Source organism: Methylobacterium sp. 1030, assembly GCF_040544715.1.
GTDB lineage: Bacteria > Pseudomonadota > Alphaproteobacteria > Rhizobiales > Beijerinckiaceae > Methylobacterium.
Map to the genome: position 1 here is coordinate 142,123 of NZ_JBEPKM010000004.1, position 16,837 is coordinate 158,959.

Genomic DNA, 16,837 nt, shown 5'->3' on the forward strand with positions numbered 1-16,837 from the left:
TCGCGGCGGCCCGAGGTGGCGCCGCAGCGACCGGAATCTCACGTCGGCGTCCACGTCCCGGCCGCGGACATGGTCCCGCCGCCAGAACCGGTGTAATCCCGTACCCATGAGCCCGGACCGGCAGATCCTGCGCCTGATGGCGGCGATGATCCTCGCGATCATCGCCTACGTCGCGCCGTCCGCCGCCCAGGCCCACGAGGGCCATGCCCACCACGGCCACCGCGCGGCCGCGGCGCAGCCGAGGGCGGTCGCCCCGGTCGCCGCGTCCGTACCGGTGACGCCCGCCGCCCGGTCGGCGGCGCCGGCATGGTCCAAGGTCGCCCGCGCCACCGTCGCGGCGGCGCGCGTCGAGCCGACCGAGGACGGGTGCTGTCGTCCGGGCCGCGAGACCCGCTGTTGCGGGACGATGGCCTGCTGCGCCACCGGCGTCCTCGGGGGGCCCCCTGGCCTGTCGCCGGACCTGTTCGGCGCCGTCACGCTGGTCCCGGGCGACGTCGCCGGCCGCACCGGCCGCGGCCCCGAGGCCCTGCCCGAGCCCCCACGAACCCGCGCGTGAGATGAGGCGCGCCCGAGGCGCGCGACGCCCGAGGTGCGCCCGCCCGTGGCCGCGCCCGGCATCCCCATCGCGAGGATACCGTTTCCATGTCGACCCGTCTTGCCGCCGCCCTCGGCGCGGTGGCGCTGCTCGCCGCCGTCCCGGCGGGGCCCGCCCGCGCCCACGAGGGCCACGATCACGGCGCCGCCCCGCCCCCCGTCTCGAAGACCATCGCCCCGCGCGGCGAGGCCTTCTCCGACGCCTTCGAGCTGGTCGCCATCCCGCGCGACGGCGCCTTGACCCTGTTCCTCGACCGCTTCCGGACGAACGAGCCGGTGACCGGCGCGATGATCGAGGTCGAGACCCCCGAGGGCCCGAGGACCGCCAGCGCCACGCCCGGGGGCGGCTACACGTTGCCGGCTCCGTGGCTGTCGAGGGCCGGCCGGCACGACCTCGTCGCGACGGTCACCGCCGGCGATGCGGTCGACGTGCTGCCGGTCACGGTGACCGTGCCGGCCGATGCCGGCGCCGCAATTCCCGCCGAGCCGGCCGCGGCACGGGCGGCGCTCGCGCGCGTCTCGGAGGTCGCCCGCGGCGTCCGCCAGCGCCTCGGCGCCGGGGACCCGATCCTGGTCGGCGCGGTCGCCTTCCTGCTCGGCGTCCTCGTCACCGCCCTCGCGCGGGGCCGCCGCGGCGTCCCGACGGCGGCGCTGATCGCCGTCGGCATCACCCTCGTTCTGGGTACCGCCGCCTTCGCGCACGGCGACGACGACCGCGAAGCCCCCGTGCGGGGGGCCGCGCTGACCGGGACGCGCCCGGCCGCGCCGTCCGCGTCGGACCTCGCGCAGCGCCTGCCCGACGGATCCGTCTTCGTTCCGAAGCCCACCCAGCGCCTGCTCGCCCTGCGCACGACGGTGACCGAGCGGGGCAGCTTCCACCGCTCGGTCGAGCTGCCCGGCCGCATCATCCCGGACCCGAACGCCAGCGGCGTCGTGCAGTCCTCGGTCGGCGGTCGCCTGTCGCCTCCGCCCTCGGGACTGTTCCCGCGCCTCGGCACGCGGGTGCGCAAGGGCGAGATCCTGGCCACGGTCACACCGCCGATCCAGGCGGTCGACGTCTCCGACATGCGCCAGACGCAAGGGGATCTCGACCAGCAGATCTCCATCGTCGAGCGCCGGGTCGACCGCTACAGGCGGCTCGCCCTGACCGGCGCCGTGGCCCAGACCCAGCTCGACGACGCCCTGGCCGAGCTCAAGGGCCTGCAGGACCGACGGACGGCCCTCGACAGGATCAGGCGTGAGCCGGAACCGCTCGTCGCGCCGGTCGACGGCGTCGTCGCGCAGGCCGCGGCGGTGGCCGGTCAGATGGCCACACCCGGGCAGATGGTCTTCCAGGTCGTCGATCCGAGCCGCCTCTGGGTCGAGGCTCTGAGCTTCGACGCCCTCGCGGCGGCGCAGGACGCCACGGCACGGCTCGCCGACGGCCGGACCCTCAAGCTCGCCTACCAGGGTTCGGGCCTCGCCGACCGCAACCAGGCCATCCCGGTGCAGTTCGCCGTCCAGGGCGACGCCTCGGGCCTGCGGGTCGGGCAGTTCGTCACCGTGCTCGCCGGGACCGACACCGAGCAGGCCGGGCTGGCGCTGCCGCGCGCGGCGGTCGTGCGCGCGGGGAACGGGCAGGACGTCGTCTACGAGCACACCACCGCCGAGCGCTTCGAGGCGCGGCCGGTCCGCGTCGAGCCCCTCGACGGCGGCCGGGTGCTGGTGGCGGAGGGGGTCGGGCCCGGCAAGCGGGTCGTGACGCAGGGCGCCGAACTCCTCGACCAGGTCCGCTGAGGAATCCGCCGATGTTCACCGTCCTCGTCGGACAATCGGTCCGCAACCGCCTGCTCGTCCTCGCGCTCGCCGCGGTGCTCGTGCTCTACGGCGCCTTCACCGCCACCAAGCTGCCCGTCGACGTCTTCCCCGACCTCAACAAGCCCACCGTCACCATCATGACGGAGGCCGAGGGCTACGCGCCCCAGGAGGTCGAGCAGCTCGTCACCTACCCCATCGAGACCCGGATGAACGGTCTGCCGGGCGTTACCCGGGTGCGCTCGGTCTCCGGCGTGGGATTGTCCATCACCTACGTCGAGTTCGACTGGGGCACGGACATCTACCGGAACCGGCAGCAGGTCGCGGAGCGCCTCGCCCTGGTGCAGGACCAACTGCCCCGGAGCGTGACCCCGGTCATGGGCCCGATCTCCTCGATCATGGGCCAGATCCTGCTGGTGGCGGTCACGGGCGACACCGCGACCCCCATGCAGGTGCGCGAGGTCGCCGACTTCACGATCCGGCCGCGGCTGCTGACCATCCCGGGCGTCGCGCAGGTCATCCCCATCGGCGGCGAGGTGCGCCAGTTCCGGGTCAGCCCGAACCCGGCCGCCATGCGCGCGCTCGCCGTCACGAACGCGCAGCTCGAGGCGGCGCTCGCCCGGTTCGGCACCAACGCCGGCGGCGGCTTCACCGACCAGAACGCGCGCGAGTACCTGATCCGGAACATCGGCCGGACCATGAGCCTCGACGACCTGCGCAGCCTGGTGGTCGCGACGGTCAACGACGCGCCCGTCCACCTGAGGCAGGTCGCCGAGGTCTCCTTCGCCGCGAAGGTCAAGCGCGGCGACGCCGGCTACATGGCGAGGCCCGCGGTCATCGTCTCGGTCGAGAAGCAGCCGGACGTCGACACGGTGCGGCTCACCCGCAGCATCGAGACCGCCCTGAAGGAGATGGGCCCGACCCTGCCGTCCGGCATCAGGGCCGACCGAGTCCTGTTCCGCCAAGCCGACTTCATCGAGACCTCGATCCGCAACGTCGCGCGCGTCCTCGTCGAGGCCGTGCTGGTGGTGGCGGTGGTGCTGTTGGCCTTCCTGCTGAACGTGCGGACGACGGCCATCTCGCTGCTGGCCATCCCGGTCTCGGTGCTGACGACCGCGGCGGTGTTCCACCTGTTCGGGCTGTCCATCAACACGATGACGCTCGGGGGGCTGGCCATCGCCATCGGCGAGCTCGTCGACGACGCGGTGGTGGACGTGGAGAACATCTACCGACGGCTCGGCGACAACCGGCGGGCGGGCAACCCGAGAGGCGTGCTCCAGGTGGTGGTGGAGGCCTCGAACGAGGTTCGCTCGGGCATCGTCTACGCGACGCTCATCATCATCCTGGTGTTCGTGCCGCTCTTCGCCCTTTCGGGCATCGAGGGTCGCCTCTTCGCCCCGCTGGGCGAGGCCTACATCATCTCCATCCTGGCGAGCCTGCTCACCTCCATCACCCTGACCCCGGTGCTGGCGTCCCTGCTGCTGCCCGGCCTGAAGACGCTGGAGGAGCACGACAGCCGACTCCTGAAGCGGCTCAAACGCGGCAACGCCGCCCTGCTGCGGGTCGCGTTCCGGCACCAGGGCCTGCTCGTCGGCACGGTCGCGGTCGCGGTGGTCGCCGCCGGCGTCGCGGCCTGGACCCTGCCGCGGGCCTTCCTGCCGCCGTTCAACGAGGGCTCGTTCACGGTCAACATGACCTTCAACCCGGGCATCTCGCTCGCCGAGAGCAACCGGGTCGGGCTGATCGCCGAGAAGCTGCTGCTCGACATCCCGGGCGTGAGGACGGTGGGCCGCCGGACCGGGCGGGCCGAACTCGACGAGCACGCCGAGGGCGTCCATGCCTCCGAGATCGAGGTGGCCCTCGACGCGGGTGCCGAGCGCCCGAAGGAGGCGCTGGTCGCCGATATCCGCGGGCGCCTCGCGGCCCTGCCGGTCGCCGTCAACGTCGCCCAGCCGATCTCGCACCGGCTCGACCACATGCTCTCGGGCGTGCGCGCCGAGATCGCGCTCAAGGTGTACGGGGAGGATCTCGACGCCCTGCGGCGGGTCGCGAATGCCCTGCGCGACCGGATGGCGGCGATCCCCGGCCTCGCCGACCTGCAGGTGGAGCGCCAGGTCCGCATCCCGCAGCTCGAGGTCCGCGTCGACTACACGCGGGCGGCCCTCTACGGGGTGCAGCCCGCGGCCGTGGTCGAGCAGATCAGCCGCCTCTCGAACGGGCGCGTGGTCTCGACGGTGGTCGACGGCGTGCGCCGCTTCGACGTGGTGCTGCGCCTGTCCGAGGACCGCCGGACCACCGCGGGCCTGGGCGACCTCCTTCTGGAGACGCCCTCGGGCTGGGTGCCGGCGCGCCAGGTGGCCGACATCCGCGAGACGGACGGGCCGAACCAGATCCTGCGCGAGAACGCCCGGCGCCGCATCGTGGTGCAGGCCAACACCGACGGCGGGCGCGACATGGCCACCGTCGTGGCGGCCATCCGCGAGGCGGTGGCGAAGGAGCCGCTGCCACCGGGCTTCTTCACCAGCCTGGAGGGGACCTTCCAGGCGCAGGAGGAGGCCAGCCGGACCATCGCGGTGCTCTCCGCGGTGTCCTTGGCGCTCGTCTTCGCCATCCTGTTCAGCCGCTACAGGTCGGCGGCGCTCGCCCTGATCATCATGGGCAACGTGCCCCTGGCGCTGATCGGCTCGGTGGTCGCCCTGTGGCTGGCCGGGCAGCCGCTGTCGGTGGCGTCGATGATCGGCTTCATCACGCTGACCGGCATCACGGCGCGCAACGGCATCCTGAAGATCAGCCACTACCTGAACCTGTCGCTGCACGAGGGCGTGCCGTTCGGGCCCGACCTCGTGGTGCGCGGCAGCCTGGAGCGGCTCACCCCGGTGCTGATGACGGCGCTCGCCGCCGGCGTCGCGCTGGTGCCGCTGCTCTACGACCCGGCGAGCCCGGGCAAGGAGATCCTGCACCCGGTGGCGGTGACGATCTTCGGCGGCCTCGTCAGCGCGACGCTGCTCGACACCGTCCTGACCCCCGTCCTGTTCCTGCGCTTCGGCCGCGCGCCCCTGGAGCGGCTGCGCGCCCTCCACGCCGACACGCCGGCCCACCCATCCCCGGACGGCGCGCGCCCGCGCCCGGCCGAGGCCTACTGACCCGCACAACCCGACTGACCCGCACAACCCGACTGACCCGCACAACCCAGGAGAACCGGGATGATCCTACCGAGACTGGCCCTGATCGCCGCCCTCCTCGCCGCGTCCGCCGTCTGCGCCCACGAGACCGCCGGCCAGCACGGTGGCCGTGTGACGGATGCCGGCAGGTTCCACGTCGAGCTCGTCGCCAAGGGCGAGGCCGTCGACGTGTTCCTGTCCGACGAGGGCCAGAAGCCGGTCCCGGCCGCCGGTTTCAAGGGCACCGCCATCCTCGTCGTCGGCGGCAAGCCGACCCGCGTGCCGCTCGAGCCCGCCGACGGCAACCGCATGACCGGCAAGGCCGCGACCGCGCTCGGCGCGAGCCCCAAGGGCGCGGTGCAGCTCACCGGCCCGGACGGCGCGACCGCCAGCGGCAAGTTCAACTGACCCCACCGGGAGAGAACGATCCATGACGCACCTCCGCACCCTTCTCGCCGCCGCCCTGCTGTCGACCGGGCTGGCCGGGGCGGCCCTGGCGCAGGGCATGCACGACCACGGCTCCATGTCCGGCAAGGACATGGGCTCGATGAAGCCGAACCCGAAGGACGACGCCTCGACCAAGGCGTTCAAGGCCGCTGACACGGCGATGATGAAGGACATGGACGTCCCCTATACCGGCGATGCCGACGTCGACTTCCGCAGGCACATGATCCCGCACCACAGGGGCGCGGTCGCCATGGCCAAGGTCGCGCTGACGCACGCCAAGGATCCGGCCACCAAGGCGATGGCGCAGAAGATCATCGACGATCAGGAGAAGGAGATCTCCGACATGGAGGCGTGGCTGAAGCGGCACGGCCAGTAGCCGCCCGCGCCGGGACCGGAGACCGGGGCGGTTCCGGCCCGCCCCGATGGAGGTGCCTCACGCGGCGCCGGAGCGGGGCGAGGCGCCCCCGCGCCTGACGCGGGCGCCGTTCCCGGTCAGGCGCGGGACGGGATGCCCGGTCCCGCCCTGGCGGCGCGACCGGGACCCGGCCGAGCGTCGACAGCCCGCGATCCCGGCCGCTTGACAGCGTGTTCGTTCTGGTCTGTTATTTCTGTCATGACAGAAATAACAGACATGCCGAGCCCCCTGCCGGCCGCGGTCGAGCGCTTCGTGCTGCACTGGGGCGATCTGGGCGGCCAGTGGGGCGTCAACCGCTCGGTCGCGCAGATCCACGCGCTCCTCTACCTCTCCGAGCGCCCTCTCGCCGCCGAGGACATCGCCGGCATGCTCGGCATCGCGCGGTCGAACGTCTCGAATTCCCTGCGCGAGCTGCTCGGCTGGAACCTGATCCGCCGCGTGCCGGTGATGGGCGAGCGCCGCGACCACTTCGCCGCCGAGACCGACCTCTGGGAGATGGTCACGCGCATCGCCGCCGGCCGCAAGGAGCGCGAGATCGATCCCGCCATCGCGGCCCTGCGCGCCTGCGTCGCCGAAGCGGACGCGGACCCGGCGCTCGGGGCGGTCGCCAAGCGGCGCCTGCGCGCGATGCTCGACTTCACCGAGTCGATGGAGCGCTGGTACGGCCAGATGCTCAACGTGCCCAGGGGCACGCTGGCCAAGCTCATCCGGCTGGGCGGCCGGATCGTGAAGTTCCTGCCGGCCAAGGCTGAGTGACGATCCGAGGGTCGTCCTCGGGGAGGCGAATCGATCGAGGGGCCCAGGTGACCGCGATGGGACATGTCCGTCGAGCCGATGCGGGGCCGTCCCGCGCGTTCTCCCCCGCCCGGTCGCTCACCGAGCCGGGCGACCTGCTGGACCTGCGCTTCCGGGCCCTGATCCCGGAACGCGCGTGGGCGAGCCTGTCGCCGGCCGTGCGCCGCCGCTTCGGGAAGCGGCTCGCGCAGGGGGCGAGCGCGGTCTATGTCGGCCACGTCGTCGCGATGGACGTCAGCCGCTTCGGCTGGCTCGTCGCGCAGGCGACGCGGCTGGTCGGCGGCCCGCTGCCTCTGGAACGCCAGACCGGCCGCGCCGGCGTCGTCACCGTCACCGAGGACCCGGATGGCGGCGGTCAGGTCTGGACGCGGCTGTACGCCCGTGCCTCCGGCTTCCCGCAGGTGATCCACTCGGCCAAGCGCTTCGCCGGTCCCACCGGCCTGGAGGAGCATGTCGGCGCCGGCGTCGGCATGAGCCTCACGGTGGCGGTCGAGGACGGGGCGCTGACGTTTCGCAGCCACCGCTACTTCATCGCCTGCCTGGGGCGTCGCCTGCACCTGCCGGGCTGGCTCACCCCCGGCGCGCTCACCGTCACCCACGCCGATGCCGGCGGTGACGCGGCGCCGGGCGCCTTCCGCTTCATCCTCGACATCGCCCACCCCTGGTTCGGGCGGCTGATCCACCAGGAAGCGGTCTTCCAGGACGCCGAGCCGGCGGGGCAGGGAGAGGCGGCGTGAGCACGATCCTGGTCTTCGGCGGGTACGGCGGCTTCGGGGCTCGCCTGTCGCGGCGGCTCGCGGAGGCCGGTCACGACGTGGTCGTCGCGGGCCGCCGCCTGGCGCGGGCCGAGGCGTTCTGCGCGGCCCATCCCCCGTGCCGTCCCCTTCAGGCCGACCGCAGCGGTGCCGTCGCGCCCCTGCTGGAACGCGTCCGTCCCGACCTCGTGATCGATGCGGCCGGCCCCTTCCAGGGCAGCGGCTACGCTCTGCCCCGGGCCTGTATCGCCGCGGCGATCCCGTACCTCGATCTCGCGGACGGCCGGGCGTTCGTGACCGGCATCGGCCGGCTCGACGCCGCCGCACGCGCGGCCGGCGTCGCGATCCTCTCCGGTGCATCGAGCGTCCCCGCCTTGTCCGGTGCCGTCGCCCGGCGCCTGGCGCAGGGGATGGACGTGGTCACGGCCGTGGAGATCGCGATCAGCGCCTCGAACCGCGCGACCGCCGGGACGTCGGTCGCCGCGGCCATCCTGAGCTACGTGGGCCGGCCGATCCGGCTCTGGCGCGGACAGCGCTGGTCGGTGGGTGTCGGCTGGCAGGCGTTGCGGCGCGAGCGCTTCGCCCTGTCCGACGGCGCGTCCCTCGGCCGCCGCTGGCTGGCCCTGGCGGACGTCCCGGACCTCGACCTCCTGCCCGATCGGCTTCCGGGCCGGCCGGCGGTCAGCTTCAGGGCCGGGACCGAACTCGCGGTGCAGACGATCGGCCTCTGGTGCGCGAGCTGGCCGGTGCGCTGGGGCTGGATCCCGTCCCTGCAGGGGCTCGCGCGCGGGCTTCTCCTGGCGCAGCGGCTGACCGCGCGCTGGGGCTCGGATCGGTCCGGCATGGTCGTCCGGATGTTCGGCACCGCCGCAGGGCGCCGCGTCGAACGGCGCTGGACCCTCCTGGCGGCCGACGGTCATGGCCCGGAGATCCCGGTGCTGCCGGCGGCGATCCTGGCCGAGCGGATCCTGGACGGTGCGATCGCGCCCGGGGCGCGCGACGCCGGGACCGCGCTCGACCTGTCCGATTTCGAGCCGAGCTTCGCGCGCCTGTCGATCCGCCACGACGTGCGGGAGTCGGGACAGGCCGATGCGCTCTACGCGCGCGTCCTGGGTCCGCGCTTCGCCGAACTCGCGCCGCGCGTCGCGGCCCTGCACGGCGTGCTGCGCGAGGCGGGGGCGCACGGCCGCGCCGTCGTGCGACGGGGCCGCCACCCCGTCGCGCGCGGCCTCGCGGCCCTCCTCGGATTGCCGGTCGCGGGCGCGCACGATCTCCACGTCGGCTTCAGCGAGGCGCGCGGGGTGGAGCGCTGGACGCGCGCGTTCTCCGGTCGCCGGTTCACGAGCGCGTTCTCCGAAGAGCGCGGCTGCGTCGTGGAGCGGTTCGGCCCGCTCCGCTTCAGGTTCGACCTCGCGCCCGAGGGCGGCGGCCTGCGCATGGTGCTGCGCGGCTGGTCCGTCGCGCGGCTGCCCCTGCCGCTGGCGCTCGCACCCCGCACCGCCGCCCGCGAGTGGGAGGAGGCGGGGTTGTTCCGCTTCGACGTCTCGATCGCCCTGCCACGCGTCGGGCTGGTGGTGCATTACCGCGGCTGGCTCGACACGGACGATCGCGCAAGGAGTCGATCCGGCTTCGTCCCGGGCGCAGAGCCGACCGCGCCGCCTCGGAGCGGACATCCGGCACAGGGCCCATCCCGGCCACCCGGCGGGGATCCCGGGCCGGTAACCGCCCTGCCGATCGCGTCATCGCGCGCCCGCGCCCCGTCCCGCAGCGGGCACGGTCCGGAGCCGCGTCACGGGCGGGTCTGAGCCGAGGCACCGCCATCGGCCGCGCGACCCTTCAGATTCGCGGCCGCCGCGGCATAGCCACCACCGGCACCGTCGATGAAATGCATGTGCCCGCTGCCGGGGACCGGAGGGCTGATGCAGGTCAACTGCGCAGCCGCCTGGCGCTGCAGGCCGAAATGGCAGATCCCCTGCGCCTCCGCGCCGGCGAGCTCCGCCTCGAGTCGATCGGCGAAGGCGCGGGTGCAATCCAGCGTCATCCGCAGCGCGTCATCGTACTTGCGGAAATCTGTGTTGCCCACGATCTCGCGCCGCAGAACGGCGGGATCGAACGCGCCGACCCGCGCGCCCGTGCGGTAGATCAGGTATTCCGGTATCGATCGCGCCGCGAGGCGGAACTTGGCCCAGAAGCGGCTCCTGCGAGAGCCCGGCATCGCGCGCAGTTCGAGGTCCAGTCCCGCCCACGGTCCGCGCATCTCCGGTCCCGCGTCCTGCATCGGGCGCGCGACCTCGGCGCTGATCTCGAGCCTCTGCAGGAGCTCCTGCACGAGTTGCCGGAAGGCCGGCGCGTCGCCGCTGTGCTGGGGCACGAGCATGAGCGAGAGCATCAGCTCGTGCCGGGGACGGATCTCCTGCCAGCGGCAGGAGAGGCCGGTCAGGTCGGGCTGGGTGCCGGCCTCGGCCGGTGCGATAGCGTGGTCGCCGGCCTTCATGGCCGCCTCTGCCCAGGGCAGCCCACCTCCGCTGAACATGGCATAGGAAACGTGGGCGCTGGGCGCGTAGCGCGCCACGCGCACGTCGAGCGCGCGATCGCGCACGGCCGAGACCGGCACGAGAGCGGTGCGCAGCTCCAGTTGCAGCGCCTCGCGGACCCAGCTGGCCGTCGCCGCCAGCGCGTCTCTCGCGGCGTCCGCGTCGTCCGGGGCGACGGCGAAACTGGCCCCGTCGCCGCCGAAGACGAAGGGGAATTCGCGCCGGCCGAGTGCGTTGGAGACCGCCGTGATGATGGCTGCGCCGGCCGCATTCACCGCCTTGTAGCGGCCAAGCCCGATCTGCTGCCGAGAGCCGACGACATCGGCCACGCCGAGCCACCAATCCGCGGGCAGGGGCCGGTAGAGGCCTGGATCCATGAGGCTGGAGAAGGCGGTGAACCGGGGCAGGCTGTCGTAGAAATCCGGGGCCGCGCGGCGTGTCGCCGGTTCGCGTTCCTGACCTGCACCCATCGATGTCCCCACCGCCATCGCCCTGCTCCTCGGCGCAGCGGAGATGATTGGATTGGTCGCAAACCGACCTCTCCAAGCGCGCCAATATCGGGCTGAGCACGATCCGTCAGTTTGAGAACGGCATCCGCACGCCGATCACCAACAACATGCTGGCGATGTAGCGCGCGTTTGAGGAGGCCAGCGCTACCCTCACGGATAAGCCAGCCGGGATCATTTACGCCGGGACGGACGCCGCCTCAGACTAGAACGGAACCGGCGCTGCTCCCTGATGGGAGAGGCCGCGCACGATCTTAGAGACCGTACCGCCGTTAACGCAGAAATAGTGGGAAGTCCTGCCTTGGCTCCAGCCGAGCACGAATACGGCGTGAAGTATGTGGCAGGCGGTTAGGTGATCGCAGGGGAACTCAGCAGCCATAAAGCATCCTCCGCAGAAGCGGTTGGTCGGGATGCCGCCGGCTTGAAAATCAGCTTCTAAAGTGCGACGTTAAGCGTGTGAGCCGCGCACGGTGCTGTGCTTCCAAGCCGGAAGCGTTCGCTGTGGGTGGTCCTGGCCGGGCCGGCATTCCCTCTGCAAAGGGAGTGACCGGCCCGACTGCTATCTGCCTTGCCGAAGCGAACCCCGCCGGAAGGCTGAATCACCTGTCAAAATGGTATGTCATCATCCAAGTCATACCCGCCTCGCTTAGAGGCTGGCGCTTCAAATGGGATATCGTCATCCACATCATAGCCGCTAGTAGGCTGCTGTTTATCTTCGCTGTCATTTTTACTGACGGGTCCGATCACTGAATCGTCCTCGTCAGAAAGATCAGCCCCAGCCTCTCGCAGCGCGGCCTTAAACTTATGAATAGTTGAGTCCGGGACCATGTACATGTCATCGGCCTCAGTAACGTGTCCCTGATCAACGTATTTATCGAAAATACGTTTCACCTCGCTGGGGCGCATATTGCGACCTTCGCGCTCTGCAACAAGTTCTATAATGTCTTCAAGATTAAATGCAGCCTTGTTCTCATCAAGGGCGAGAAGATGCCGCTTCCATTTATTAGAAATAGCCCCCGGCTGTCGACCGCCAGACCGCGAGACGACAACTCCTATGGCGCGGTCTTCAGTCTCGCTGCCCTTTCCGGATGAGAGCGGCGTCTGGGGGATCATAGCAAGGATGGCCTCCATCCCGCTAAGCTCGGCCTCAAGCAGCTCCACCGCGCGCCTTTGCGCGACGAGCGCGGCCCGCTTCTCAGAGACCATTTTCATGATCGCAGGGGTTGACATGCCTCAGATGTATCATGTGGTCGGCGGCGTGGAAAGGGCGTCGTTGTCGATATGCGCAACCGATAGCCGATGCGCTTGACGTATAGCCGCCTCGCTGTCAGTCTTCTGGATGACGCCCGTCGTCCTCACGTCCACTTATGCGCGCATCGACGCGCGGGGTGCGCGCGAAGGCGCCCCCGGAGGCCAGGCTTGACCCTGGCACCCCGGAGGACGAATCACATGGCTGTGGTTTGTACGTATCCGAAGCCGGTGTCCGTTACGGACTACTTCCGGTTCCGGTTGGGGCGGTGGGAGCACGTGTGCTCTCACTGCCGCTCGTATCCGTCGCGTTAGGTTGGTCGCCACGCGATGATATGGGTAGGACGACGGGCGTCGCTACCCGCCTATTGAATCATGCGCTGACCTATGAAGGCAAGCCCGATTGTGCGGTCCACCGTTATAGACTGCCGATAGCGTGAACGAGGCACCTCAACGTTTTTGGGTGAGGTTGCTGCATAATACCGGGATTTCCGGCCGCTACGAGCTGTCGCTCGATCCGCGGCCGATGCGGCTCAGATCACGAGAGTCGGGCGGCATCCCCGGGACGGATGGGGCTGGGGTCGCCGTCACGGATCCCGTCGTCGGAGCGAGGGGTTGCGGGATGGAGTCGGTCAGCCGGCCGCCGCCGCGCGTGCAGCGGCGGCCGATCGCGTGACGGAAACGCGATCCGGCGAAGATGGTCGCTCAGCTAGCCGCACACGCGCTCATGGCCGAAGAAGACAGGATTGTAGATCGCGCGGCAGTCGCCGAAGTTCGGGCCGAGGAAGGAGCTGTTCGCGGGATAGCCCCAGCTGAACCCGCCGAAGCGCCGACGGAATCCACGGTGGTAGAAATGGCGATGGTGACCGAACCCGCCGTGCCTGAAGCCTCCGTGCCCGAACCCGCGATGGCCGAAGCCTCCGTGATGGCCGAAGCCTCCGTGTCCGAAACCGCCACGGCCAAACCCGCGGGCGTCGGCACTGGCGGCACCACCGGCCAATGTCGCGGCCGCGAGACCCGCCACCATCAACATCTTCGTCGAGATCATCTTCATCGTGCGTCTCCCTGTTGGGGTGAAGGCACTCTGCCGCCGACCGATGGCCGGTCGCTGTGATCCCGGTCACAGAAGCCCGGACGCGGGGCTCGACGCGGGATCCCTCGCGGGGGCTCGGGTGCGCGCTTCGACCGAACCTCGACCGGTCGGGACGACCGCGAACTCCGACGCCGCGGCGGGCAGGCGGCCCGCGCCGTTGGCCGCGCCGTTGGCCGCCACGTCGGCCGCGCGCGTGCGATCGCTCTACGCGCGCTGCCCCATCACGAGCGTGACCGGCTGGCCCGCGAAAGTCTCGACCGCGGTGAAGGCGCGTGCGCGAAGTTCAGCCTCCATGGCCGCGCATTCCCACAGATGTCCGCCACTGCGGGCCAGCCGCAGGGCAGCGAGCGCGGCGGCCGCGGGATCCGCCGGCGGAGCGTAGAGTCCGACCACCAGATACCCCCGCGGCTCGAGCGCAGCCGTGAGTCGATCGAGCGCTGTTCGGGCCGCGTCCCGGGAGAGGAAGGGTGCCGGAAGCCACGTCAGCGAGTAGCCTGCCGAATCGTCGAACCGCGTCACATCCTGCAGACGGAGTTCGATACGGCCGTGAAAGGGGCTCGCCGCCACGTTCGCGCGCGCCAAGGCCAGGGCCGGCTCCCAGATGTCCAGGCCGACGACCCGCAGCGAGGGCCAGCGTGCCGCGGCCTCCAGCGCGATGCCGCCCACGCCGGTGCCGACATCCAGGAAGCGCCCGGTGAGTGCGGCCGCGAGCGACGGGCGCTCGGTCGACAAGGCCGCCAGGCGCCGCACGACGCTGCGCGACGCCTGGCCTTGAGCCTGCAACATCGCGGGATCGCGAACCTGCCAGACCGGCGGCCGCTCCGGGTGATCCAGCAGATCCCGCGCCTCCTCGAGCGCGTGGGTGACGGATGCCAGGAGCGCGGACACCTGCTCGGGTTCGAGCTCACCGAGGCCGCCCGGGATGACGGCGGCGACCACATCGCGCAGTCGGCGCGCCACCTCGGGATCGACCGCCCTCGCGCCTTCCCGCGCGCCTTCCTTCGCGTCTTGCCGCAATCGCAGGGCCGCACCGACCGCGGCCAGGCCTCGCGCCGCGTTTCCCATCGCGCGCAGCGTGTGTTCAATCGTGTCGATAGCCATCCGCGACCGCCGAAGTGATGATCGCCACGACGCGTCGTGGCACCCGAACAGGACGGCCCGGCATCCTCGGAAAGAGGCCGGGCAAGGATCCGCGGTGTCTTTCCCGGCCGTGAGCCCGTGGATCTTCCGCCCGGGCGCTCCTCGACAGCGGCTCAGGGGACCTCAGCGCTTCCGGCCGTCACACGCGGCCTGATCGGACCGTCCGCGACGCGCGGTGCGTCGCGATTCCGGGGACGGGCTCGACGCCCGGCTCGGCCGGTGCGATGTCCGCGCGACGGGGCGTCCTGAGCGAGCCCTCCGGTCCGCCGATCGTGCTCGCTGCGGCGACGGGCGTTACAGGCCGTGCGCGCGCTTCAGCATCTCGGCGGCCCGTTCACCGATCACCGCGCACGGCGCCTGGGTGTTGCCGGTGGTCACGCGGGGCAGGATCGAGGCGTCGGCGACCCGCAGGCCGTCGATGCCGTAGACCCGGAGCGCACCGTCCACGACCGCCAGCGCGTCGCGGCCCATCCGGGCGGTGCAGCTCTGGTGCCAGTAGGTGACGGCGGCATCGCGGATGTAGTCCGCCATCGCCGCGCCGGACAGCGGACCCGGCATGGCCTCCGCGCGCACGTACGGGCGGAACGCCGGCGCGTTGCCGAGGGCGCGGCAGAGATCGACGCAGGCCGCGGCCGCCGTCACGTCGGCCGGGTGGGACAGGAAGTTCGCCTCGATGACCGGCGGCGTCGCCATGTCGGCGCTCCGCAGCCGCAGGCGGCCGCGGCTGGCGGGCTGCGCGAGGCCGGCGAACATCGTCCAGCCTTGGGCCGGAACGCCGCGCGCCGCGGTCTGCTCGCTCGGAACCGGAAACTCGACCTGGCAGAACAGCAGGTCCGGCGCCGAGAGGCCGGGCCGGCTCGTCCAGTACAGGGTCGCCTCGCTGCCGCTGTTCCGCGGCGCGATCGGGTCGGCATATTCCCAGGTGCAGCCGAAGGACACGTGGTCCTGAAGGTTCTGTCCGACGCCGGGCAGGTGCTGCGCCGACGGGATGCCGAGCGCCCCGAGCTCGTCCCGGTCGCCGATCCCCGAGAGCATCAGCACCTTGGGTGTGTGGATCGCCCCCATCGACAGGACCGTCTCGGCACGCGCGCCGACCGTCCGGACCGCGCCCGCGTGGACGAACTCGACCCCCGTGGCGCGGCGGCCGTCGAAGGTCACGCGGCGGACGAGCGCGTCCGTGAGGACGGTCAGGTTGGGGCGGTCGAGCCAGGGATGGACGTAGGCGCGGAACAGCGAGACGCGCCGGCCGTCGCGGACCAGCATGTCGGTGATCGCCGCGCCGCCGGGCCCCTCCATCATGCGCCCGTTGGGGTTGTCGAAGGTCGGGATGCCGAGGTCCCGCGCGGCGTCGAGCAGGGCGTGGGCCACGGGGCTGGGATCGGAGGCGGGCTGCACCCAGACCGGACCGCCGCTTCCGCGATGCGCCGGATCGGAGGCGCCGCGCCAGTTCTCGATGCGCCGGTAGATGTCGAGGACGCTCTCGTAGCCCCAGGCCGCGTCGCCGGCCTCGGCGGCGAAGGCGTCCCAGTCGCACCGGTGGCCGCGCGCCCAGACCATCACGTTGACGCTGGAGCCGCCGCCGAGGCCCTTGCCCATCGCCATGGAGAGCGTGCGTCCGTTCAGGTGGGCATTCGGCTCCGCGCGAAAGCCCCAGTCCCGCGCCCCGCCGAGATTGGTCGGCCAGAGGGCGGGATCGAGCACGGCCTCGGCGTCGTCCGAGCCGCCCGCCTCGAGCAGGAGCACCTGCACCTCGGGGTTCTCCGCCAGCCGCCGCGCGACGACCGACCCGGAGGCGCCCGCGCCGCAGACGACGAAGTCGTAGGCCGGTTTCAGGTCGGCGGTCAGCCGGGCCTGGTTCTCCCCCGCCCGCCGCGCGAAATCGGCCCGGTCGAGGGCGTCTGAAGTGCTCATGATCTGGAAGGTCTCACCTGTAGCAGCGGATCGGAATGATCTCGGTCAATCGAGGATCGGGCAGAAAACTCCGACGCTCACGTCTCCGCGCTCCAGCAATCGCCTCGTCGGGATTGCCGGAACATCAGTGGCGCCGCGATCGGGCTGCCGCGCGAAGCGGCGCGCGCCCCGCGTTCGACGCGCGGATCGATAACGCAATGCTTCTGTTACAGGTGGATTTCGGCGCGTGACCGCGCGCGTTACATGGGACACGGTTTCTCGTCCGCGCCACAAGCCGGCGAGCGGGCAGGTCGGATCGGCGGATCGAGCGGCAGGACACGCGAAAGCGGCGAGGCTCGCACCCCGCCGCTCGCGTCAGTCTCGTTGTCCGTTACCGGGTGGCCGCCGGCATCCTGCCGGGTTCACAGGCCCATCAGCACGCCGGCCGAGCCGACGACGGTCATC

Annotated in this window: 14 protein-coding genes; 9 read left to right on the plus strand and 5 right to left on the minus strand. The window is 71.6% G+C overall.

From position 1 onward, the window contains the following. Window positions 1-106 precede the first annotated feature (106 nt). The 8 genes from ABIC30_RS07040 (at window position 107) to ABIC30_RS07075 (ending at window position 9,766) form a co-directional block, all read left to right on the plus strand. Window positions 107-556, plus strand: coding sequence for a hypothetical protein (locus ABIC30_RS07040; protein ID WP_020094872.1), 450 nt, complete (start codon window positions 107-109; stop codon window positions 554-556). A gap of 86 nt (window positions 557-642) precedes the next feature. Then, window positions 643-2,370 (plus strand): efflux RND transporter periplasmic adaptor subunit, encoded by a 1,728-nt coding sequence (locus tag ABIC30_RS07045; protein ID WP_103985130.1) that lies wholly within the window; start codon window positions 643-645, stop codon window positions 2,368-2,370. A gap of 11 nt (window positions 2,371-2,381) precedes the next feature. Further along, window positions 2,382-5,531, plus strand: coding sequence for an efflux RND transporter permease subunit (locus ABIC30_RS07050; RefSeq protein WP_103985129.1), 3,150 nt, complete (start codon window positions 2,382-2,384; stop codon window positions 5,529-5,531). Between the two features lie 60 nt (window positions 5,532-5,591). Next, a complete protein-coding gene (locus tag ABIC30_RS07055; protein WP_020094869.1) occupies window positions 5,592-5,957 on the plus strand; it encodes a hypothetical protein in 366 nt (121 codons plus the stop codon). Window positions 5,958-5,979: 22 nt separating this feature from the next. Next, complete coding sequence (copM, locus tag ABIC30_RS07060) at window positions 5,980-6,372, plus strand: CopM family metallochaperone (protein WP_020094868.1); 393 nt, start codon at window positions 5,980-5,982, stop codon at window positions 6,370-6,372. 237 nt (window positions 6,373-6,609) lie between these two features. After that, entirely contained in the window at window positions 6,610-7,167 is a 558-nt protein-coding gene (locus ABIC30_RS07065; protein ID WP_056530495.1) for a GbsR/MarR family transcriptional regulator, read from the plus strand. A gap of 56 nt (window positions 7,168-7,223) precedes the next feature. Beyond that, window positions 7,224-7,943, plus strand: coding sequence for a DUF4166 domain-containing protein (locus tag ABIC30_RS07070; protein ID WP_331299249.1), 720 nt, complete (start codon window positions 7,224-7,226; stop codon window positions 7,941-7,943). Continuing rightward, on the plus strand, window positions 7,940-9,766 hold the full coding sequence (locus tag ABIC30_RS07075) for a saccharopine dehydrogenase family protein (RefSeq protein WP_354454529.1): 1,827 nt from the start codon (window positions 7,940-7,942) through the stop codon (window positions 9,764-9,766). Before ABIC30_RS07070 ends, ABIC30_RS07075 begins: the two co-directional genes overlap by 4 nt. On the opposite strand, the gene ABIC30_RS07080 is transcribed toward ABIC30_RS07075, so the two are convergent. Continuing rightward, complete coding sequence (locus ABIC30_RS07080; RefSeq protein ID WP_091927615.1) at window positions 9,751-10,983, minus strand: DUF3095 domain-containing protein; 1,233 nt, start codon at window positions 10,981-10,983, stop codon at window positions 9,751-9,753. The genes ABIC30_RS07075 and ABIC30_RS07080 overlap by 16 nt on opposite strands. A 29-nt stretch (window positions 10,984-11,012) precedes the next feature. Here ABIC30_RS07080 and ABIC30_RS07085 point away from each other — a divergent pair, with 29 nt between their 5' ends. Continuing rightward, window positions 11,013-11,126, plus strand: coding sequence for a helix-turn-helix domain-containing protein (locus ABIC30_RS07085; RefSeq protein ID WP_354454531.1), 114 nt, complete (start codon window positions 11,013-11,015; stop codon window positions 11,124-11,126). A 481-nt stretch (window positions 11,127-11,607) separates the two neighbouring features. On the opposite strand, the gene ABIC30_RS07090 is transcribed toward ABIC30_RS07085, so the two are convergent. The 4 genes from ABIC30_RS07090 to ABIC30_RS07105 form a co-directional block, all read right to left on the minus strand. Continuing rightward, window positions 11,608-12,231, minus strand: coding sequence for a hypothetical protein (locus ABIC30_RS07090; protein ID WP_354454533.1), 624 nt, complete (start codon window positions 12,229-12,231; stop codon window positions 11,608-11,610). 727 nt (window positions 12,232-12,958) lie between these two features. Continuing rightward, the gene (locus ABIC30_RS07095) at window positions 12,959-13,303 is read right to left on the minus strand and encodes a hypothetical protein (protein WP_020094863.1); all 345 of its coding nucleotides are present in this window, start codon (window positions 13,301-13,303) and stop codon (window positions 12,959-12,961) included. A gap of 243 nt (window positions 13,304-13,546) precedes the next feature. Beyond that, window positions 13,547-14,443, minus strand: coding sequence for a methyltransferase domain-containing protein (locus ABIC30_RS07100; RefSeq protein WP_354454535.1), 897 nt, complete (start codon window positions 14,441-14,443; stop codon window positions 13,547-13,549). A 333-nt stretch (window positions 14,444-14,776) separates the two neighbouring features. Further along, window positions 14,777-16,393, minus strand: coding sequence for a GMC family oxidoreductase (locus ABIC30_RS07105; RefSeq protein WP_020094861.1), 1,617 nt, complete (start codon window positions 16,391-16,393; stop codon window positions 14,777-14,779). Window positions 16,394-16,837 lie beyond the last annotated feature (444 nt).